The following is a 20,525-nucleotide window of genomic DNA, read 5'->3' as shown; positions in this document are numbered from 1 at the left end:
GATAAATCCGTAATCTGTATAACTAAATTGTTAACTTATGTATAGACCTTTGAATAAACTAAATCAAAGACATGAAAAACACTAATATCAATAACCGTAGAGAATTTCTGAAAATGGGTGCATTGGCGGGATTAGGTTTTATTAGCAGCAATATTGTGAAGGCTGACGAAAGTAAAAGTATAAATTCCTTTAGGCAGGATCTTTATATACAGGGCTCAAAGAGAGTTTTAGGGTCAGGGAAGCATCAATTGGAAGTTTCTCCAATAGGCCTTGGCTGCATGGGTATGAGTTACCATCGAAGCTTTGTCCCAGATCGACAGGTGAGTATCAATCTAATTATAAAAGCCGCAGAATTGGGTTTGAATCTTTTTGATACAGCAGAAGCCTATGGTCCAATGATCAATGAAGAATTGGTAGGTGAGGCCTTGCAACCGATCAGAAAAGAGATATTGATCGCAACGAAGTTTGGATTTGTTGACGGAATGCCTTCAAAAGGATTAGATAGCAGACCAGAAACCATCAAAAGGGTAGTAGATCAATCTTTAAAGAGGTTGAGAACAGACTATATCGATCTTTTATATCAACACAGGGTGGATCCGAATGTTCCCATGGAAGATGTAGCAGGTACTGTAAAAGATCTTATTCAAGCTGGAAAAGTCCGGAATTTCGGTCTGAGTGAGGCAAGTGTTGACAATATCAGGAAAGCACATGCTGTTCAGCAAGTAACTGCTTTGCAAAGTGAATATTCATTATTTACACGACAGCCAGAAAAAACAGTGATCCCTGTTTGCGAGGAATTAGGGATAGGTTTTGTGCCATACAGTCCATTAAGCCGTGGGCTGATCACCGGATATATTAACGAAAGAACCAAATACATTCCATCGAATGATAATAGGGCAGCTCTGCCTAGGTATCAAAAAGATGCTATTATAGCCAATTGGCCATTGATTGATATCTTGAAGGAATTTGGCGACCATAGAGGATTGACCGTAGCACAAGTTGCCTTGGCATGGCTGCTCGCTCAAAAACAATTTATTGTTCCCATTCCAGGTACCACAAAATGGGCTCATCTCCAAGAAAATTTTGATTCAGCGGCTTATCAATTCAAATCAGACGAATTAAAACAGTTGACTACGGAATTGGATAAAATCAAGATTGTTGGCGAACGTGCGGTAGGGCAACAAGCGCAACAGATTAATAACTAGAATAGACATTAGACAATAGACATAAGACAAAAGAATTGGTATGATGTCTGGATATATTTGTAAATTGTCTAATGTAAAAGGTCTAATGTAAATTTTGTTAGGAGAATTGTTTAAGGTCTAATGTCTTATGTCTTTTGTCTTATGTCTATGATAAAACCTATAGCTGCGGTTATACTTTTTTTATTGAGCCTGACGGCTTATTCTCAAGGAATTGAAGAAATTGATAGAAAAGGGCATGGCGACCACCAATTAGTCAGGATGGCTGAACTTGAAATTCACCCCGAATATTGGGAGGAATATAAGAAGATATTAATTTATGAGGCAAGGGAGTCTATTCTTAAAGAAGAAGGGGTAGTTTCTATTTTTCCGATGGAAATCAAAGATGATGAATATAAAATCAGGATTTTGGAAATATATGCGAACCAAAAAGCATATGAGGATCATCTAAAAACACCACATTTTCAATATTACAAGACAAATACCTTGAAAATGGTGAAAGATTTGAAGTTGATTGATATGAAGGCGTTGGATAAAGAAACGATGGGAAAGATATTTTTGAAGAATAAAATTAGAATAGACAGTAGACAATAGACCTTTTACGGACAATTTTGTCGCTATAATAGTGTCACCCCTTTGGGGCAATGTCATTAAGTTAAGAAAAAATAGGTTATACACCCAAAAACCCCATGGGTGTTAAATGCCGGAGGCATTAAATATCTCTTAAATGCCATCGGCATGTAATATCTATAGCAATGTAAGCCCCTCAGACCCCAACGCCGTAGGTGTGGTATGTTTGTAAACCCCAGAGGGGTGCAACTATTATAGATATGTTATCCCGTTATCCAACCCCAAAGGGGTGCAACTATTATAGCAAAATGGTTAAACGGCGCCATGCAACCCTGTAGGGGTGTCACTATAAATTGCTGGTTAATTAAATGACTATACACCCTGCCGAACAAACTAAAACCCTGCAATGCGATTAAATAGTTTCCCAAGCTAAAGCTTGGGATTGACACGATTTCCTGGGAGGCTAGGGGGGAATTGGGCGGGGAAGTGGTCGCTGCGGCGACCATTTCCCCGCCCAATTCCCCCCTTCACTAAACTCACGATTTTGTCATTCCATCTCGTAAGAGATGGAAACTATTTTGCCGCTATAATAGTGACACCCCTTTGGGGTTAGGTGACGAAATGGCCATGGTTGGTGTCCCCACCAACCATCATTAATGTTGGATTGTTTTGGTTGCGTTGCATCCGTCTAACAAACATGCCACGCCGATGGCGTTGGTGTTTGAGGTGATCTTCAAATCTATAGATATTACATGCCTACGGCATTTAAGGAAGATTTCATGCCTCCGGCATTTAACCCTGAGAGGGTTAATTCGCCATGGTTGGTGTCCCCACCAACCATCATTTCCGGTATCCAGCCAAAAACACCCTAAAACAGTAATATTGGTAGCACAAACAGTAAAATATATCCTTTTTAGATGATGCTTTTGGGCATCTTTGAGGAGTTAGTTAGAGTTATTTTTTATTAGTAACATCTGATGAGGGGACTAGGGAAAAGTCCCCTTTTTTTATGATTTGGAATATATGCTTTTTATATAGTCTCCTTCCACTCTCGTTCCACTCTTGTTCCACTCTCAGTCTTCTTTCGTTCGGACCTTGTTTGGACCTTGTTCGGGTGTTTTCCGAAGAAGCTCCGAACGAGGTCCGAACGAAGTCCGAAGGAGAGACGAAGGAGAGTATAATAAGGTAGGATGAGATATGGGATTTGAGATAGGAAGGCTAGCAAAGCCGTGGGTTGGTGTTCCCACCGACCATTATTTTAAAGGGACAAGTTTCTGGCAGGTGGGGACACCAGCCAGGGCATTTGATCGGTGCATCACAGACTACGATTATTGAGGAGACAAGTTTCTGGCAGGTGGGGACACCAGCCAGGGCATTTGGTCGGTGCATCACAGACTACGATTATTGAGGAGACAAGTTTCTGGCAGGTGGGTACACCAGCCAGGGCGGAAGGGTGGGTACACCAACCAGGGCGGAAGGACGTGAACACTAGGCATGGCGGAATTTCGGAGACACCTGCCATGGCGGATGGTCGGAGACACCTACCATGGCGGATGCTCAAAGTCTTCAGCGGACACAATTTTTGAGGTAATATAAAAAGGGCTGTCTTTTTTAGACAGCCCTTTATTATTGTTTGTTGTTTGGTGTATTCTTAGTGAATGAAAAGCAACTCGCGCAATTTCGGCAATGGCCATTTTGCGTCGTCAACGATTTTTTCAAGTTTGTTGACGTTGTAGCGGATTTCATCGAAGAATGGCTTCACAACCTCATCATAAGCGATTGCTTTTTCGCGGATATCATCGATTGTATTTGCTTTCTTACGTGCTTGACGCATTTCTTCAGCCAATTCCAAGATTAGGTTCACGTGTTTTGAGATTCTTTCGATGTAATTCAACTGTGAACTGTAAGCTTCTTTGTTCAGTCCAAGGTCTTTCAGTCCTTTTACGTTTTCGATCAATTGGTTTTGGTAAACGATACATGCCGGAGCAATTTGACTCGTTACCACATCACCGATCACACGTGCTTCGATTTGAAGTTTCTTGAAGAAGTTCTCCAAAAGGATTTCGTGTCTCGCTTCAGATTCGCGTCTTGAGAAGATTCCCAATGTCTCGAACAATTCCAAAGACTCAGGTTTTACATAAACATCAAGCGCCTTAGGTGTAGATTTGATGTTTGATAAACCTCTAGTTCCTGCTTCAATTTCCCATTCTTCGCTGTAACCATTTCCTTCGAAACGGATAGCTTTAGAATCTTTGATGTATTTACGAACTACGTTCAAGATAGCAAGATCTTTTTTCGTTCCTTTTTTGATTTGCTTGTCTACTTCGTTTTTGAATTCGATCAATTGCGTTGCAACGATAGCATTCAAAATGGTCATTGGAAGAGCTGAGTTTGCTGAAGAACCAACCGCACGGAATTCGAATTTATTGCCTGTGAAAGCGAAAGGAGATGTACGGTTACGGTCCGTGTTATCCAATTTCAAATCAGGGATTTTAGGGATACCATGCCATAAGTTAGCGTCAGCTTTTACTTTTTTAGCAACACGAGCAGATTCTACTTCTTCTAAGATTTCATCCAATTGAGAACCCAAGAAGATAGAAATAATTGCCGGAGGAGCCTCGTTAGCACCTAAGCGGTGATCATTTGAATGACTTGCAATAGAAGCTCTCAATAGATCAGCATGTTCGAATACAGCTTTGATGGTGTTTACGAAGAATGTCAAGAACATCAAGTTGTTCTTAGGAGTTTTTCCTGGAGACAATAAATTAACACCTGTATTAGTGATCAATGACCAGTTGTTGTGTTTTCCAGAACCGTTTACACCGCTATATGGTTTTTCGTGCAATAACACTTTGAAGCTGTGACGGATAGCAACTTGCTCCATCAAGTTCATCAACAATTGGTTATGGTCAATTGCCAAATTGATCTCTTCAAACATTGGCGCACACTCGAATTGAGAAGGTGCTACTTCATTGTGGCGAGTTTTCAAAGGAATACCCAATTTAAGGGCTTCATTTTCCAAGTCAACCATATAGGCAAGAACACGTTCAGGAATTGCTCCGAAATAGTGGTCTTCCAATTGTTGTCCTTTTGCTGACATGTGACCAAACAATGTTCTTCCGGTCAATTGTAAGTCAGGACGAGCATTGTAAAGGGCAAGGTCAACCAAGAAATATTCTTGTTCGATACCTAAAGATGCATTTACTTTGGTAACTGCCTTGTCGAAATATTGTGCAACATCCGTTGCTGCTTTATCTATTGAAGCAATAGCTTTCAATAGAGGAGCTTTATAATCTAAAGATTCTCCAGTATAAGAAACGAATACTGTAGGGATACAAAGGGTTTTTCCGGCGCCAGTTTCGAAAATAAAGGCAGGGGATGAGGGATCCCAAGCGGTATAGCCTCTAGCTTCGAAAGTATTGCGGATACCACCATTCGGGAATGAAGAAGCATCTGGTTCTTGTTGAACTAGGGCATCTGCGTTGAATTTCTCGATTGCACTTCCGTCGCTATCAGGTTCGAAGAAAGCATCGTGTTTTTCAGCTGTTGAACCCGTCAATGGTTGAAACCAGTGAGTGTAGTGGGTTGCGCCATTTTCGAGAGCCCAAGTTTTCATTGCTTGTGCGATGAAATCTGCTAGTTCTCTGCTGATTTGTCTTCCTTCGTCGATTGCCGATTTCAATTCTACGAAAGTAGGCTTTGGAAGATAATCTCTCATTTTAGAGATGCTGAACACATTTTTGTTGAAAATGTGGATAGCGCGTTCTGCATTTACCTCTGTTGTTTCGTTGAACATGTGTTTAGAGGCAGTCTCAACTGCGGCTAGTCTGGAGTTTAACATGCTATTCTTGTTATTTATTTTTAAGTTTTTGTTGATTGCTTGATTATTTCTTCTAATTAATATCAAAAGTATGGTAAAAATAGGTTATTCAAATAATTTTTTTGAAAAAAAATATAAAAAATCGGAATATTTCCTGTTTTTAAATAAAAATAGGTGGTAATTTTTTAAAATCACCACCTATTTTAACCTTGTTTTGTAAAATTAGTCGACTTCAAGTCCCCAATCTATTCCTTTTTCGGTTGCTTTGACACCTTTCTTGATCCAGTTGGCAGCAGGTTTGCCTTTTAAGAAGTGATCGAAGAATTGTGCTTCCCGAATTTGAATGTCTTTACGGTTTTGTCTTTGAATTAAGTTGTGATCATCACCATTATAGTTCAATAACCATACAGGTTTGTTCAATCTGCGCAAAGCGGTGAAGAACTCGATGCCTTGATACCAAGGCACTGCGCCATCATTGTCATTATGCATAATCGCAACAGGAGTATTCACTTTGTCCATAAAGAACAAAGGCGAGTTCTCGATATAAAGGTCTCTAGCTTCCCAAAGTGGTTTCCCGATACGGCTTTGTGTATTTTCATATTGGAATTGACGCGACATACCAGAACCCCAACGGATTCCGCCGTAAGCTGATGTCATGTTCACTACAGGTGCTCCTGACCATGCCGCTGCATACATATTCGTGCGAGTGATCAAGTGCGCAACTTGGTAACCACCCCAGCTTTGCCCTTGGATTCCCATTTTTGTAGAATCAACCCAATTGTTGTTTCTTGCTAGGTAATGCATTCCAGAGTTGATGAATTCCTCCGCAGATTTTCCAGGGTAACCAGTTTCGTATCGAATATCAGGTGCGAAAACCAAGTAGCCGTTACTTACAAAATATGGAATATTCAACCTAGAAGGGGTAGGAGCTGGTGGTTGGTAAGTATACAATCCATCAGAAAGGGTTTCATAGAAATATGCTATGATTGGATACTTCTTATTTGGATCAAAATCTTCAGGTTTATATAATATACCTTCTGATTTATAACCTTTAGGTGTAGTCCAGTGAACCAATTCTGCTGTTCCCCAATTATAATCTGCTTGTTGTGGGTTTATATCCGTAAGCTTGGTTTCGTTTTTAAAATCAGCCAATAGATAAAGATTCGGTGAGTTTTGGTAATCTTCTTTTGTGTAGATTACTTTGTTGATCTTATCATCAGCACTCAACATTCTATAAGTATAAGGTCCCGACCAAAGTTTGCTAATGTCTTTCTTGCCTAATTTATATAAACCTTGGTTTTTATCGATCTTATTGAATCCGGAAAGGAAAACAGGCTTTCCTTCGTCAACCATGGTGTATTGAATTCTTGGGTCATCATTTTTCACCAATTCTTGAATTCTATAGACCAATTGATTTTTTCTGCCTAATCCATTTGTAATATTGGATTTGGATTTTCCATCCAAGGAGATTTTCCAGACATCATATCGGTCATTGATATAGATTGCTTTTCCATCTTTTGACCATCCAGCTATTCCATAAGGTCCTGGTGCTGCAGGAACATCGTTTTCTTCGTCTACAAAACTAACTTGAAGGCCATCGTTTAACTGCACTGTTTTTTCTGAAGCGATATTATAGCTGTACCAGTTACCATTTGATCTGTTGAAGTAAATGATATAATCGCCATTTGGAGCTAAAGAAGCATAACCAGAGTTTGATTTAGTAACTAACTTGTTCTTACCACTTACAGTTGAGATTGCATAGATATCCGATCTCATTCCGCCTTCCCATTGGGATTCTATACGATAGCCTTTATCCGAAGTAGCCATAGCCCACTCGTTGTCAGCGTCTCCTGTCAAGGAGATTCTGTTGTAGGTTTCGTCTGATAGAGGCATAATATTTCTATTGCCTTGCAGATTGATCAATGCGGTATAATTTCTAGATTGGTCTCTTTTTAGATTCACCAATTGCATTGGTTGCAAATAATCATCTTGCCAATGCCAAATATCTACTTTAGCGTGCTCAAATTCAACTAAGGTTGTGTCCTTTACCCTAGGAATAGGAGCCAAGCCAAAGAATAGCCTTTTACCAGACTTGCTGAATGTCAGGCGTCCATCTCCCGAAACAAACCAATTTTCAGGAATGCCGGTGCTGTTTCTGTCCGCCAGAATAACAGCAGTGTCTTGAGAAGGAGTATAATAATAGAGTTTGAATTCCTTTAGCAAAGATTTTTCAGGAGTTTTGTCCGCCAGAAAACTTAATTGCTTAGTTGCATCGTCAAATTGGATGTTTTTATAGTTCCCTTTGCCATTGCTAATTTTCTTTTTGGTTTTATTAGCCATGTCCATTATAAAAAGGCCAGACTCATTTAAGGAGTCCTTCTCTGGTCCTTTGATGGAATATACCAAAAATTTACCGTCATCACTCCAATCATACGTGTCTGCTTTCAGGATATTGCTGGTATCACCGGAGCGGAGATTCATCACGGTTAAAGTAGACGTTGGTTTCTCTTTTTTAGCTGAGTTTTTTGATTTTGTAGTATCCTGTGCCTTAGGGACGATTGTTTCATTCAAAAATGCAACATATTCATTTCCTTTACGTGCAGTTTTGAATGATTTTACCTGTGCAAACTTTTTGCTGGATGAATTGCTAAGATTAAACACCAATAAGGAGTCCTTAGGCATTTCATCAGGTTTTTTCTTTTTTATTTTTGCTTCTCTAACATCCTGAAATGGTGCTTTGATAAGACTGATCAGATTTTTTTCATCATCTGTAAGTGTCAATTCTGATCCTCTTGGGATTTGTATCAAAGTTTGGTTCTTATCATTTTTCAGCATTCCTAGAGCATCACCTTCTTGAGGAGTTACGGAATAAATGATTAGATTACCAGATTTACTGATTTGGGGTCTGCTGATCGATTTCCAGGCGTCATAAACAGAATGGTCGATTGGTTTTTTCTGTGCATTAGCTAGTGAAAAAGCGCTTAACCCTAGGAGTATTAAGGCAAATTTACGTTTCATATAATTTGTTGTTTGGAATTCCAATAATACCTAAAATTTACTAACTTAGGTTAGTTTAGAGGATAACAATTTTATTATAAATCCGAATAAAAGGCGCTATGAGAAATTCAGGCATCATCATCAGCATCATTGCTGGTATATCGATAATCATCTTTGCGATGGTTTTTGGGAACGCTTATAAATATAAATATAAGAATTCCAACACGATCAATGTTACAGGAAATGCCATGACAAATTTCGAGTCAGATATTGTGAAATGGTCAGCCTCCTTTAGCCGTAAATCCATGGATCTGAGCGAAGCATCGGAACAATTGAAGAGAGATCGGGATATGGTCAAGGATTTTTTGGTTCGCCAAGGTATCAGTGACAAGGAAATACTATTCAATGCGGTGAATATTAACCGTGATTTTTCATATCATACGGATCCTAATGGAAACAGTTATAATACTTTTACTGGTTATAGCCTTTCCCAGAATGTTTCAGTGGAATCCAAGGATTTGGATAAGGTAGCGAATGCTTCTCGTGAGATCTCGACTTTGATTTCGCAAGGAGTGGAGTTGAGTTCAAATTTGCCGAACTATTATTTTTCGGGCTTGGAAGATTTGAAGCTGAAGTTGATTTCGGAGGCTTCGCTGAATGCGAAGGTAAGGGCTGAGAATATTGCGAAAGAAGCAGGTTCTTCATTGGGAGAATTGGTGAAGGCTGATTTGGGTATTTTTCAGATTACAGGGCAGAATGAAAATGAGGAATATTCTTATGGTGGAGCTTTTAATGTGACATCAAGGAAAAAGACAGCTAATATTACAGTGAAGACGAGCTATTTAAGTAATTAAAATAAGGCTCTTGGGGCTTCGACTCCTGGCTTCGGCTCCGCTCAGCCAACGCAGCCACCGAGTCGATGCCTGTCCCTGAGTAGTCGAAGGGCGACTCTTGGGCTTCGGCTCCTGGCTTCGGCTCCGCTCAGCCAACGCAGCCACCGAGCCGATGTCGGTCAATGGACTTCTGATCATGGCATCGGTCCCTGGGTCGGTCCCTTATTAGTCGAAGGGTGGTCCCTGAGCGTAGTCGAAGGGAGGAGGGCAGGCCAACCCGCTTAGGCTGGCATTAGCAAAATTAATAAAACCAAAAGGCTGAAGATGTTAAAAACACTTTCAGCCTTTTGGTTTTTTTTTCTGAAGCCGTGGTCGGTGTCCCCACCGTCCACTATTTAAGGCGTCAATTTGCTGGCTGATGGAGACACCGGCCAGGGCGTAATCTATAATTCCTTACGGGTTTATTCTAATGAATTTTCCGTCTTTGTCGAATTCTAGGTCTAGTCCGTTGGTCAATTCAACATCGTAGCCATGTCTTTCGGTTTCGATACTATTAATCCCAGTGTTAGGATAATTCTGTTTTACGTAGGATAGGATAGATGTAGGGATCAAAGAATCTGGTAGGGCAGCTGAATCATTTTGCGCGTCGATATCAAGCCATTCGCCATTTTTGTTGAATTTGATTTCGATTCCATTTTCTAAAAGTACATCGTATTCTAATCCTGATAAACCTTCTTTTTCCTCAACTACAGAAAGAATTTTTACTCCATTGAAGTTTTTAGAAAGAAATTGTGCAGCTGTATTAGGAAGGTTGCCTTCGCTAACTACGGTTTCTTTGTCACATGAGATCATCAAAGCTGCGATCGAAAATAATAGTGTGATTGATAATAATAACTTTTTCATTTTTATATTTTAAGGGTTAATTTTTAATGTGATTTTAAGGCAATCGATGATATTAGTCATCGATCTTAATAAACTCTGCGTTTTTGTTGAACTTTACTTCGATACCGTTTGTCAGCTCAACTTCGTATCCTTTTGAATCTTTATTGATCTGAACGATATTGTTGTTAGGGAAGCTTTTTTGAACGTAGGATTTAATTTTAGCAGGAACGATTCCTTGAGGTACTGATTTTGATTTTGCATCAACTTCAGTCCAGTTACCTTTACTGTCAAATTCTAGTTCAATTCCACTTGCTAACACCACTTTATATTCAATTGACTGCATCAATTCTTTTTCAGATTTTACCAATGCTACTTTATCACTTCCATAATTAGAGCTGATAAAGCTTTGTGCTGCCTTCGGAAGGTTGTTTACTTCAATAACTTTTTCTTGTCCGATAGCTTGGAATGATGATCCTGCTATCAATACTACCATTGCTGCTTTTATTAGATTTTTCATAGTGTTTTATTTAAATGTTGACACTAAGTTCGGGGTCAATTCTGGAAAGAATTGGGAAAAATCTGGACAAATAGAATTTATTTGATTTTTTTTATGGTGAAATGTTGGAGGTTTTCTATGAAATCATAAGAAATGCTCAAATTTGAGTATTTCTCTAATATGGTTTTAACAATAGAAAGTCCGAGACCATTGGATTGGCTATCCTGTGTTCCTTTATGAAATCTTTTAAATATAAAGTCCGGATTTAATGCACCGTCATTGCTTGAATTGGCGATGTCAATCTCGTTATCATCAATGGTTATATCAATATGTCCAGCCCTGTACATTATATTTAATTGCATTTCTGAGAAGATTTGAAATCAGGACACGTGCAAGGTCAATGTTCATATTGGCAATAAAATGCCCTTTTTGAAGCATATTTATTTTGATGTCCTTAAATTCTATGATTTCTTCAAATTCTTCCAGTTTTTGTAAAATTACGGTGTTGAACTTTACATCAGAACTTGATGTGTATTGATTGTTTTCTATTCGAGATAGCATTAACAGCGATTTATTCAAACCTACCATCCTGTGCAAAGATTGCTTTGCCTCCGCTATTTTTATTGTTTGCTCTTCTGGAAGATTGCCATCTTGCAATAACAGGTCTAGTTTTCCGATTGTAATAGCTAATGGAGTCTGAAGTTCATGGGATGCATTTTCCAAGAATAGTTTTTGATCTTGAAATACAGCTTCATTGGTGCTGATCATCTGATTGATTTGGTTGTTCAGTTCTTGAAAACTCCTTAACTTCAGTAGGAACAGGTTCAAAGCTTTTGGTATGGCCAAATCTATAGTTGCTCAAGTTTTCCAATATTTTATGGAAAGGTTTCCATCCTTTGTGCATGACAAAATAATTGATGACCAGGATGCTGATTACAATTATTGCGTAAAGTACAGCCAATGAAATGGCTAAATTGATCAGGTAATCATCTTCTTCTACAGTTGAAGTTCTGATCTCTAGGGCGTAAGCCTTTCTATCTTTGGAATAGAATCCAGTTTTTAAGATTCTATAAGGTTCATCTTCATCATCATAAGGCATATACATCAATTCTCGGGAGAAGTGATTTTTATCGATATCTTCAGAAGGTTGGGTAGGATAGATCTTAAATTGATTAATCCCATATTCCTTGCTAGTTTCAATTATTTCAGGATTGTTATAGGCTTCGCGAATAATTTCTAACTTTTGGTTTTTTGAGTCCGTCATCTACATTATCATACACTTCGTCCATTAAGAACGCATAGAATAGCAGTGCCCAGATGGCCATAATGACCAATATGGTAATTGCCAAAGTTCTGTTTGTATAATATTTGATTGAAACCGCCATTACACCAATTTATAGCCTACTCCATATACGGCTTGAATATCCATATCTGCTTCAGCTTCTTTTAATTTTTTGCGAATATTTTTTATTTGCGAATATATAAAGTCAAGATTGTCGGCTTGATCGGTGTGATCTCCCCAAACAGATTCTACGAGACTTGTCTTTTCAAGTAATTTATTGGGACGAAGGATAAAATAATAAAAAAGGTCGAATTCTTTTCTGTTTAATGGGATAATCTTTTCATTTACTGTTACTTGCCTGCTGTCTGGGTCTAAGGATACATTTTTATACTTAACAAGTTGTTCACCATCCTTGAGCATTTCGACGTATGATTGATTTAATACGTGCAAGAAGTTCAGCGAGATGGAAGGGTTTTGCTAGGTAATCATCAGCTCCAATTTCTAATCCCAATACTTTGTCTTCGACAGAATCTTTGGCTGAAAGTATGAGAACGGGTTGTTTTTTATGTGCTTCTTTTAATGTTTTTGAGGATATCCAACCCATTTCCTCCGGGAAGCATAATATCCAATAGAATACAGTCATAATCATAAGTCATTGCTTTCTCCAATGCAGCATTATAATCTTGCGCTGACTCAATGAGGAAATTCTCAGATTTCAAGAACTCTTCAATTGTCTGCAATAAGGCTGTTTCGTCTTCTATTATTAATATCTTCATCGAAATAAATTACAATAGAGCATAAAGATTCTGGAAAGAATCTGGAATTACCTCCTGTTTATAATATAACCTTTACTCCGCCATAAAAGTTTCTAGTTGGAGCAGCATTGAAATATCTATTTCCCATCGCATTAATGTCATTTCCTAAGCTATATTTCTCATTCAACAGGTTATCAGCACCTACAAATAGCTGGAGTTTATACCGAGGTGAAATAGATGTCAACCATGACACTTTAGCTTGAAGAACATGGTATTTATCTGTAGTTACAGTATTCGCATCATTTAATGGAATGCTTGATGTGAAATTATGTAAAATATTAAAATCAAATTCTTTATTGAATCTAAAAGATAATGTATTTACCCAAATCCAATTTGGCACTGATGTTACTTTATTTCCTGAAAAATCATTTTCACCAATTTTATATTCTTTGAATTTATAATCTTGATAAGTCAGGTTCGAAGAAAATATCAGCCCTTTTAAAAATTCACTATTCTCATTTGCGATCAGTTGAGTTAGTATATTTGCTTCAACTCCTTTTTGATCTATTTTACCAGCATTCACAAAAAATTCAGCACCATCCTCGTTCAATTGACGAATTATTCCATTGTCCATTTGATAATTGTATGCTGCAAGGTCAGCAATAAACCTTCTGTTTTTGCTTTCATATCTGATTCCAGCTTCATAATTGATTCCAGTTTCAGGTTTCAGGTCTTGATTTATTCTGTTGTCAGAAGATCTTACCTCAGCAATAGTTGGGGTAGAGTATCCTTTGGAAACCGAAGCTCTAATTGCGAAATTATCTGTTGCAGAATAAGATAGTCCAAATCTAGGCATCCAAGTATTGTTAAAATCAATTTTCCCTTCAGCCTGTTCTTCTCCAGGTAGGTTTCTGTTGAATTTTATATTATTGAAATTTAATCCAATAGATGCTTCTGCTGAAAGCTTTTGATAAATTCTAGTTTTCGCTCTGAAGAAATAGAAATGTTGACCATTTTTTAGGTTATCATCATCAGTAAGTTCGCCCATTTCCCCTAGGTTGTTCTCATGGTTTTTGACATGATACCATCCTTTTTGTGCTTCAGCACCCAATTGCATCTCCCAAAGCAAATTTTCTTTATCCAAATTCTCATAGGATAGGTAAGTCCTTAAACCGATGTTCTTTTCGTCGCGGGTTTCGTAATTGGTTATAAATGGATTTTCTAGATCAGTATTTGTTCCGAATATGGATATAACATGTTTAAAATTGTCATTTATTTGGTATTCATTGGTTATACCTCCTATAAATGTTTTGTTATAGATAGCTGCTTTTTTGGTCTTTGGCGCTTTGGAACGGGCCACCAGCAGGTCTAAATTGGGTTGGGTCTTCATCGTATTGTTGCTGAGTAAGTCCACCTGGAGTTTGATAACCTAAATCAGAATATAATCCAAATACTTTTAGTGTTCCTTTTGAATTGTATTTCCATTGATGAGCAGTTTGGAAGAACAGTTTGTCCATGCCCGTATGTTGTCTATATCCATCTGACCTTAGATAAGCCTGGTCGAAAGAAAAGCTGTAATTTTCATTCACTTGATGATTGACCTGCAATTGTTGATGGAAAAGACCAAATGATCCTCCAGAAACCATAATTGATTTTTCATTGTTAGGCTTTCCAAAACCTTCGGGAATAAATCGAAGTACCCCAGCTGAATTGGGTCCATATAATGATCCATCTGGACCTTTGATCACTTGAATACTATTTATTCCAACAGGATCTAAAAGGTTGAGATACGTATTTCCACTGGCATCAGTAAATGGTATTTCATCAATGTATATTTTTGTATTCCTCACTCCAAACGGAGATCTCAGCATACTTCCCCTTAGGGCAAGTCTATATGATCCAGGTGATCTTTCTTCCATTCTAAGTCCGGTTGTTGTATTCAAGGTACTCAAGAAGTTGCTTGGAGCTTGAGATTCGAGCAATTTTTTAGTCACTACCCGAGCAGAAGTCGTTAAATCCAACATTGATTGAGCATTGAAATACGCCTTTATTTCAATAGGTGCAATGTCGTTGATGCTTGTATCAGGCGAAGAAATCTGTGCCTTGGCAGAAAAGAAAAATAATGTGCTTGAAAGAGATACTAAACCGAATTTCTTAAGAGTCATGTAAATATTTTAAAGTATTTTATATCAATAAATTAGAATGCTTCATTTAAACCTAAAAATAAGCCCCGTTGGCCGAATCTACCAAAAGCATAATCAATACAAAGATTGGTTCTGGTTGCTTTATTAAACAAGAGCCTAAGGCCAGCACCAGCAGCTGGTTGCCAAACTTGGAATAATTTCGTGCCCATTTGATCATTGGCAGTCTGAATATTGGCGAATACAACTCCGCTCAGGAATTGGTTTCTGAGAATAGGATATCGGTATTCTATTTCAGAATAGAAGAATGAAGTTCCTTTAAAGTATCCCATCGTATATCCTCTGCCACTTCTTGCATATGTGTCCTTTGCAGTTCCTGGTAGATCAATATAAGGGAGTTTACCACCTAAATTATACGATCCAAAGTTCCAGAAAGCAATTACATGATTAGGTCTAGATGTTGAAAGTTGCCAATATTTTCGGAAATCCGTTTGCAATTGATATGCATTATGGGTACTGCCAAGCCAAGTTTGGTTCATTCTTAATAACCATATCGAAATAATACCCTTTGTAGGCTGAGTTGGGGTTGTCACGGGTCATATATTGCATATTCAACATTAGGCCGTTGTTGTTAACCCGGGAAGGGTCGAAATCATTCCACCTGCTATATATTTTCCACTGGTGACATATTTTCTTCACTTCCTACCGTACTGAGCTTTCTTTTTAGCTCGAAGAAAACACCGACACCGACAAATGCTCCTGGAAAAAGTTGCTTATATACTCTTTCATTGATGGTATATGCCATATATCGATTTACGAATCTTTGGCGATCGGGGTTATTTAATATTAGTTCTTCCTCAGTAGGGTTTTCCAATGTTCCTCCAATTCCTAGGCCATAGTCTAATCCGACAGCTTTTGCCACCATAGCTCCACCTTTAATATTCCATCTATTTCCAGGGGTATAGATATCATGAAGAAGGTACCCAACAATAATTCCGCGTGTTGTGGCACTTAATGCGGTGGCAGCAATAGACATGGTTGTATTCGGTTCATTGCCCAATACTTTTCCACCGACAGCCTTTATTCCAATTTGTGCCCCTATGGAAGGGTTATAATTTAAATTTGGAAGATAAGATATTGCGGATCTCTTTCCAGAAGGCTTTTTATCGCCTTTTTTGAAAGGGTTAATATCTCTAAACGCATCTACGATATCATAGAGATGATCAGTTGATAAGGTGCTGTCTCTTTGTTCCTTGGTGCTTACCGTGTCTTGAATTTGTATTTGAAGCGCATAAGAAGGTAGCTGAGCTAAGATAAATATGGTTAAAATGAATAGCTTAATGCGCATTTTAATGTTGTATTATTAGTGGTTGATTTAGATGGATGTACTGAAATAATCCGCTGTAAAAATATTACAAATAATATGATTTCAGGTTAAGATTAGTGTCATATTATCTATTAAAATGTTGGAGATGACCTAATAGTCCAGTTATACCACCTGTATGAATAACCAATATTTTGCTGTTAGGTTTGAAATATTCTTTTTCTATAAGATCATATACGCCAAAAAGCAGTTTTCCAGTATAGGTAGGTTCTATCATAATTCCAGTAGAACTTATAAAGGATTTAATAAAGGCTATTAATTCTGGTTTTACTTTTGCATAACCTGAAAAGTGATAGTCCAAGTGAAGAGTGATCAATTCAGGGTCGATATTCCAGGATTGGAATTCATTTTTTAAAAATTCTGCACCCTTCAATACAGGGATGGAATGAACCTTTGTTTGGAGATTGTTCTTTGCTATTCCCAATTGAATGCCCGCAACGGTTGTTCCTGTTCCTGATGCTACGAATATATGGTCGTATTGCTGTTCTAATTCTGATATTATTTCTGCACATCCTTTCACGCCAAGATCTGACTTGCCTCCTTCGTCGATGAAATAAGACGTTTGAGGATTATGGCCTCGTTGGAACAATTCTTCTTTATTTCGGTATGATTCTCTATCTACAAAATGTAAGTTCATTCCAAATAGTCGACACATATCCAACACTGGGTTTTGAATTTCTTCACCACGTACATAGGCTGTTGCCCTGAATCCAAATTGTGCTGCTGCAGCAGCTGTAGCTAATAAATGATTTGACCAAGCGCCGCCAAAAGTGACTAAATGATTCATTTGTTGTTCTTTAGCTTCTTCAAGCTGATATTTTAATTTACGCCATTTGTTGCCAGAAATAAAGGGATGGATCTTGTCATCTCTTTTAATATAGACTGAAATATTTTTGTCTTCAAATTTTGAATCGTGGATTTGTTCCTCTGGGCTATAAATTTGGAATGAAAAATTCATGGGTTAAAATTAGCCTTTTTTCAAACAGGAAATAGAATGATTATAAAAATGCTACTTTTGCAAAATGGTTGATAATCTTGATAACGAACAGGAAGAGCAGGAGCTTTATGAGCATTTACGAATAGTGGCTGACAAAGGTCAGGCATTATTGCGCATTGACAAGTTTTTGATGAATAGGGTTGAGAATACTTCTAGAAATAGGATTCAAAATGCTATTGATGCCGGAACTGTAAAAGTGAATGACAAAGAGGTGAAAGCTAGTTATAAAGTTAAGCCTTTTGATGTAATCACGGTTGTTTTACCTGATCCTCCAAGAGATACTGAGGTGTACCCAGAGGATATACCATTGGATATTATTTATGAAGATGACGATGTCTTATTGGTTAATAAAGAGCCTGGTATGGTCGTTCATCCTGGATTTCAACAACTATACTGGAACTTTAGTAAATGCCTTGACTTTTCATTTAAACCAATTACCGACTCTACCGGGCAATACGGGCAGGCCAGGATTGGTTCACCGTATTGACAAGGATACTTCAGGCTTGTTGGTAATTGCAAAGAATGAATGGGCAATGACTTACTTGGCAAAACAGTTTTATGAACATAGTATTGCTCGTAAATATGTCGCTTTGGTGTGGGGAGATATCGCAGAGGATGGTACCGTCACTGGATATATAGGTAGAAACCTAAAAGATCGCAGGATCATGGATATGTATGATGATGAAGAGAAGGGGAAATGGTCTGTTACGCACTATCGAGTTTTGGAGCGATTGGGCTATGTTACTTTAATTGAATGCCAACTAGAGACTGGTAGGACTCATCAGATTCGTGCCCACATGAAATCGATCGGCCATCCGTTGTTTAATGATGAATCTTATGGTGGCAATAAGATTCTCAAAGGAACTTCTTTTACCAAGTATAAGCAATTTGTAGATAATGCTTTTGCATTGTTGCCACGTCAAGCCTTGCATGCCAGGAGTTTAGGATTTATCCATCCTAAATCGAAAGAATTTTTGCATTTTGAAGTACCAATGCCGGAAGATTTCCGTTTAGCATTAGAGAAATGGAGAAGTTACAGCTCAAATAATCAAAATTAGATTCTTAAAAAATTTATGCCCGTACATTACATTAACTACAATGGTACTGTTGTACCTCAAGATATGGCTATTCTAGATGTTGATAGCCGCGCATTTCGTTATGGCGATGGAATTTTCGAAACCATGTTATGGCGAGATGGAGATATTCGATTTTTAGACCTACACTTAGAGCGATTACAAGAGAGTTTGTCCATGCTCCATTTTGATGATGTTGATCAGTTTGATGCTTTTTTCATTCGTAGCAATGTAGAGGAATTATTGCGCAAAAACAATATGGTCGGTCAACAAGCCAGAGTTCGATTAATAGTATTCCGTCAAGGCGGAGGGCTGTATAGTCCCGAAACCAATAAACCAGCATTTATCTTGCAGGTAGACCGTAAGCCTGAAACTTTAAGAGACAAGAAAACTGGTTTAATCATTGATGTATATACAGAATATAAAAAGCCTTATAATGAGCTGTCTAAGATTAAATCAAATAATGCCTTGATCTATGTGATGGCTGGCTTATACAAGAAAAAAAATGCTTTTGATGAAGTCTTGATTTTAAACCAATCTGGCAATCTATGTGAGGCTTTGGTCTCGAACATCTTCGTTTATTACGATAAGGTATTGTATACTCCGGCTATTTCGGAAGGATGTATTGCAGGTGTTATGAGAAGGGTCGTAATGGATATGGCAGAGGAACAAGGTATCGAAGTCGTTGAAGCTGAAATCAAACCTGAAATTATGAAAGTCGCCGATGAAATTTTCTGTACGAATGCTGTCGAAGGTATTCAATGGGTGATGGGCTATAAGCATAAAAGGTATTTCAATAAAATTTCAAGGATTTTCCAAGAAAGATTGATGTCATGGAGTTATGAGACTGAGGAATAGAGAAGCGACATCAGACAATCAGCTTTCTTAGTAACACTACTTGGCCTAGATGATAATAGGCATGTTCGATTTGGCCTTCTATGTTTCTTTTGTATGTGCCATATTTAGGATCAAAGAATGTAGATTCTAGTTGCTCATTGGATAGGTTTTCGATATTTTCTGCAAATAACTCTGCTTGATTGAAAAGTTCATTTTTAAGGTTTTCCCAATCAGACTCGGTAGATAAAGGAGGGGTTTGAAAACTTTCGCTATCCTTAATATCTAGATTACCGGTTTTGAAAAAGGAATTGATGCCTTTGATGTAATACAGTATATGATAGGTAAGATCTGCTATTCGGTTTAAATCACTGATTTTGGATGTGGCTGTAAGGAAATTAGTATTTGATAATTCTTTTTCCCAATTGGTATTTGCGATCCAAGTTCCATTAAGAATTACTTCCCTAAATCTATTTGCTAGTTGATGTGCCATAATTGAGTTGGTTGAATTCTGATGTAAAGTTATGAATATCAATAAAATAAAAAAAAGGGATATCTGAATGTTATCCCTTTTTTCATTATAGTAATTGTGATTTTAAGCTAGAATTTACTGCTTTACTCCCCAATTTTAGTTTTTCACTACTTCTACGTTTACAGTAATTGCTACTTCTGGAGCCACAGCATCAATTCCTGCTGGAGTTTTATCTGCGTATTTGATATTGTAATCGAAGCGGTTAATTTTAGTTTTAGCTGTAAATCCTGCCCGGGTTTTACCCCATGGATCTTGGATGATTCCATTGTTTTGAACCACGTCAAATGTTACCGGTTTAGTTACATCTTTGATGGTTAAATCTCCTGTTAATTTGAATTTACCTTTTCCATCACTTTTCAAAGTTGCATTTTTCAAGGTCATTTTAGGGAATTTTTCTGCTGAGAAGAAGTCATCACTCAATAAGTGTTTGTTTCTAGCATCCACTCTTGTATCGATGGAATTTACATCAATATCGAATGAAACTGTTGCATTTTCGAATGATGTTGAGTCCTTAGATTCTACCTGACCTTCTAACTTTGTGAATTCTCCATCAACAAAAGCTATCCCTAGGTGTTTAATTTCGAAACGAGCATTTGTATGTGCTGGATCTACAGACCACTTAGTTTGTCCGAAAGCGATGTTGCTTACTAAAAGCAAAGTTGCCAATAGGCTAAAGAAATTTTTCATATTGTAAATTTTTAAAGTTTGTTCGTTTTGTTGTCGATGC

At 37.8% G+C, this 20,525-nt stretch carries 22 protein-coding genes and 1 pseudogene; 5 read left to right on the top strand and 18 right to left on the bottom strand.

Translation table 11 applies throughout. The features are described from left to right. Positions 1 to 71 precede the first annotated feature (71 nt). Both FGL31_RS13845 and FGL31_RS13840 read left to right on the top strand, forming a co-directional pair. Positions 72 to 1,205: an aldo/keto reductase gene (locus FGL31_RS13845; protein WP_232046759.1), complete on the top strand. Its 1,134-nt coding sequence runs from the start codon at positions 72 to 74 to the stop codon at positions 1,203 to 1,205. Positions 1,206 to 1,352: 147 nt separating this feature from the next. Further along, positions 1,353 to 1,796 carry a putative quinol monooxygenase gene (locus FGL31_RS13840; RefSeq protein WP_138092264.1) on the top strand — a complete coding sequence of 148 codons (444 nt, stop codon included), beginning with the start codon at positions 1,353 to 1,355 and terminating at the stop codon, positions 1,794 to 1,796. Between the two features lie 1,627 nt (positions 1,797 to 3,423). Here FGL31_RS13840 and FGL31_RS13835 read toward each other — a convergent pair. Next, on the bottom strand, positions 3,424 to 5,613 hold the full coding sequence (locus FGL31_RS13835) for a glutamine synthetase III family protein (protein ID WP_138092262.1): 2,190 nt from the start codon (positions 5,611 to 5,613) through the stop codon (positions 3,424 to 3,426). 201 nt (positions 5,614 to 5,814) lie between these two features. Then, entirely contained in the window at positions 5,815 to 8,610 is a 2,796-nt protein-coding gene (locus FGL31_RS13830) for a S9 family peptidase (RefSeq protein WP_138092260.1), read from the bottom strand. 98 nt (positions 8,611 to 8,708) lie between these two features. On the opposite strand from FGL31_RS13830, the gene FGL31_RS13825 reads away from it, so the two are divergent. Further along, the gene (locus tag FGL31_RS13825) at positions 8,709 to 9,443 is read left to right on the top strand and encodes an SIMPL domain-containing protein (RefSeq protein WP_138092258.1); all 735 of its coding nucleotides are present in this window, start codon (positions 8,709 to 8,711) and stop codon (positions 9,441 to 9,443) included. Positions 9,444 to 9,875: 432 nt separating this feature from the next. Here FGL31_RS13825 and FGL31_RS13820 read toward each other — a convergent pair whose 3' ends face one another. From FGL31_RS13820 to FGL31_RS13780, 14 genes are all read right to left on the bottom strand, one after another. After that, positions 9,876 to 10,325, bottom strand: a complete 450-nt coding sequence (locus FGL31_RS13820; protein ID WP_099370162.1) for a PepSY-like domain-containing protein — start codon at positions 10,323 to 10,325, stop codon at positions 9,876 to 9,878. 52 nt (positions 10,326 to 10,377) lie between these two features. Next, positions 10,378 to 10,821, bottom strand: a complete 444-nt coding sequence (locus FGL31_RS13815) for a PepSY-like domain-containing protein (protein ID WP_099370161.1) — start codon at positions 10,819 to 10,821, stop codon at positions 10,378 to 10,380. 77 nt (positions 10,822 to 10,898) lie between these two features. Continuing rightward, the gene (locus FGL31_RS23720; RefSeq protein ID WP_197734269.1) at positions 10,899 to 11,162 is read right to left on the bottom strand and encodes an ATP-binding protein; all 264 of its coding nucleotides are present in this window, start codon (positions 11,160 to 11,162) and stop codon (positions 10,899 to 10,901) included. Further along, the gene (locus FGL31_RS23715; protein WP_197734268.1) at positions 11,125 to 11,568 is read right to left on the bottom strand and encodes a sensor histidine kinase; all 444 of its coding nucleotides are present in this window, start codon (positions 11,566 to 11,568) and stop codon (positions 11,125 to 11,127) included. The genes FGL31_RS23720 and FGL31_RS23715 overlap by 38 nt, the downstream gene beginning before the upstream one ends. After that, complete coding sequence (locus tag FGL31_RS23710) at positions 11,552 to 12,064, bottom strand: DUF8486 domain-containing protein (protein WP_197734267.1); 513 nt, start codon at positions 12,062 to 12,064, stop codon at positions 11,552 to 11,554. Before FGL31_RS23710 ends, FGL31_RS23715 begins: the two co-directional genes overlap by 17 nt. Beyond that, the gene (locus FGL31_RS30540) at positions 12,015 to 12,125 is read right to left on the bottom strand and encodes a DUF8486 domain-containing protein (protein WP_512745630.1); all 111 of its coding nucleotides are present in this window, start codon (positions 12,123 to 12,125) and stop codon (positions 12,015 to 12,017) included. Before FGL31_RS30540 ends, FGL31_RS23710 begins: the two co-directional genes overlap by 50 nt. Positions 12,126 to 12,184: 59 nt before the next feature. Then, positions 12,185 to 12,502, bottom strand: coding sequence for a winged helix-turn-helix domain-containing protein (locus tag FGL31_RS29055; RefSeq protein WP_317131021.1), 318 nt, complete (start codon positions 12,500 to 12,502; stop codon positions 12,185 to 12,187). Next, positions 12,486 to 12,686 carry a response regulator gene (locus FGL31_RS29050; protein WP_317131020.1) on the bottom strand — a complete coding sequence of 67 codons (201 nt, stop codon included), beginning with the start codon at positions 12,684 to 12,686 and terminating at the stop codon, positions 12,486 to 12,488. Before FGL31_RS29050 ends, FGL31_RS29055 begins: the two co-directional genes overlap by 17 nt. After that, positions 12,646 to 12,858: a response regulator gene (locus FGL31_RS29045; protein ID WP_317131019.1), complete on the bottom strand. Its 213-nt coding sequence runs from the start codon at positions 12,856 to 12,858 to the stop codon at positions 12,646 to 12,648. Before FGL31_RS29045 ends, FGL31_RS29050 begins: the two co-directional genes overlap by 41 nt. Before the next feature lie 58 nt (positions 12,859 to 12,916). After that, entirely contained in the window at positions 12,917 to 14,227 is a 1,311-nt protein-coding gene (locus FGL31_RS13800; RefSeq protein WP_138092256.1) for a TonB-dependent receptor, read from the bottom strand. Next, positions 14,151 to 15,002: a TonB-dependent receptor plug domain-containing protein gene (locus FGL31_RS13795; RefSeq protein WP_138092254.1), complete on the bottom strand. Its 852-nt coding sequence runs from the start codon at positions 15,000 to 15,002 to the stop codon at positions 14,151 to 14,153. The genes FGL31_RS13800 and FGL31_RS13795 overlap by 77 nt, the downstream gene beginning before the upstream one ends. 32 nt (positions 15,003 to 15,034) lie before the next feature. After that, on the bottom strand, positions 15,035 to 15,517 hold the full coding sequence (locus tag FGL31_RS13790) for a hypothetical protein (protein WP_232046758.1): 483 nt from the start codon (positions 15,515 to 15,517) through the stop codon (positions 15,035 to 15,037). Positions 15,518 to 15,642: 125 nt separating this feature from the next. Continuing rightward, entirely contained in the window at positions 15,643 to 16,326 is a 684-nt protein-coding gene (locus FGL31_RS13785; protein WP_138092250.1) for a polysaccharide deacetylase family protein, read from the bottom strand. Positions 16,327 to 16,429: 103 nt separating this feature from the next. Next, positions 16,430 to 17,320, bottom strand: coding sequence for a 1-aminocyclopropane-1-carboxylate deaminase/D-cysteine desulfhydrase (locus tag FGL31_RS13780; protein ID WP_138092248.1), 891 nt, complete (start codon positions 17,318 to 17,320; stop codon positions 16,430 to 16,432). Positions 17,321 to 17,384: 64 nt separating this feature from the next. Here FGL31_RS13780 and FGL31_RS13775 point away from each other — a divergent pair. Continuing rightward, positions 17,385 to 18,417: pseudogene (locus FGL31_RS13775) on the top strand (RluA family pseudouridine synthase). A 15-nt stretch (positions 18,418 to 18,432) separates the two neighbouring features. Next, positions 18,433 to 19,290 carry an aminotransferase class IV gene (locus FGL31_RS13770; RefSeq protein WP_138092246.1) on the top strand — a complete coding sequence of 286 codons (858 nt, stop codon included), beginning with the start codon at positions 18,433 to 18,435 and terminating at the stop codon, positions 19,288 to 19,290. Between the two features lie 10 nt (positions 19,291 to 19,300). Here the strand turns inward: FGL31_RS13770 and FGL31_RS13765 are convergent, their stop codons facing one another. Both FGL31_RS13765 and FGL31_RS13760 read right to left on the bottom strand, forming a co-directional pair. After that, on the bottom strand, positions 19,301 to 19,759 hold the full coding sequence (locus tag FGL31_RS13765) for a DUF1572 domain-containing protein (protein WP_138092244.1): 459 nt from the start codon (positions 19,757 to 19,759) through the stop codon (positions 19,301 to 19,303). A gap of 135 nt (positions 19,760 to 19,894) precedes the next feature. Beyond that, positions 19,895 to 20,485, bottom strand: a complete 591-nt coding sequence (locus FGL31_RS13760; protein ID WP_099370153.1) for a YceI family protein — start codon at positions 20,483 to 20,485, stop codon at positions 19,895 to 19,897. Positions 20,486 to 20,525 lie beyond the last annotated feature (40 nt).

It is taken from the genome of Sphingobacterium daejeonense (genome assembly GCF_901472535.1).
In the GTDB taxonomy this organism is placed as follows: Bacteria; Bacteroidota; Bacteroidia; order Sphingobacteriales; family Sphingobacteriaceae; genus Sphingobacterium; species Sphingobacterium daejeonense.
This window is presented reverse-complemented; position numbering and strand designations above follow the sequence as displayed.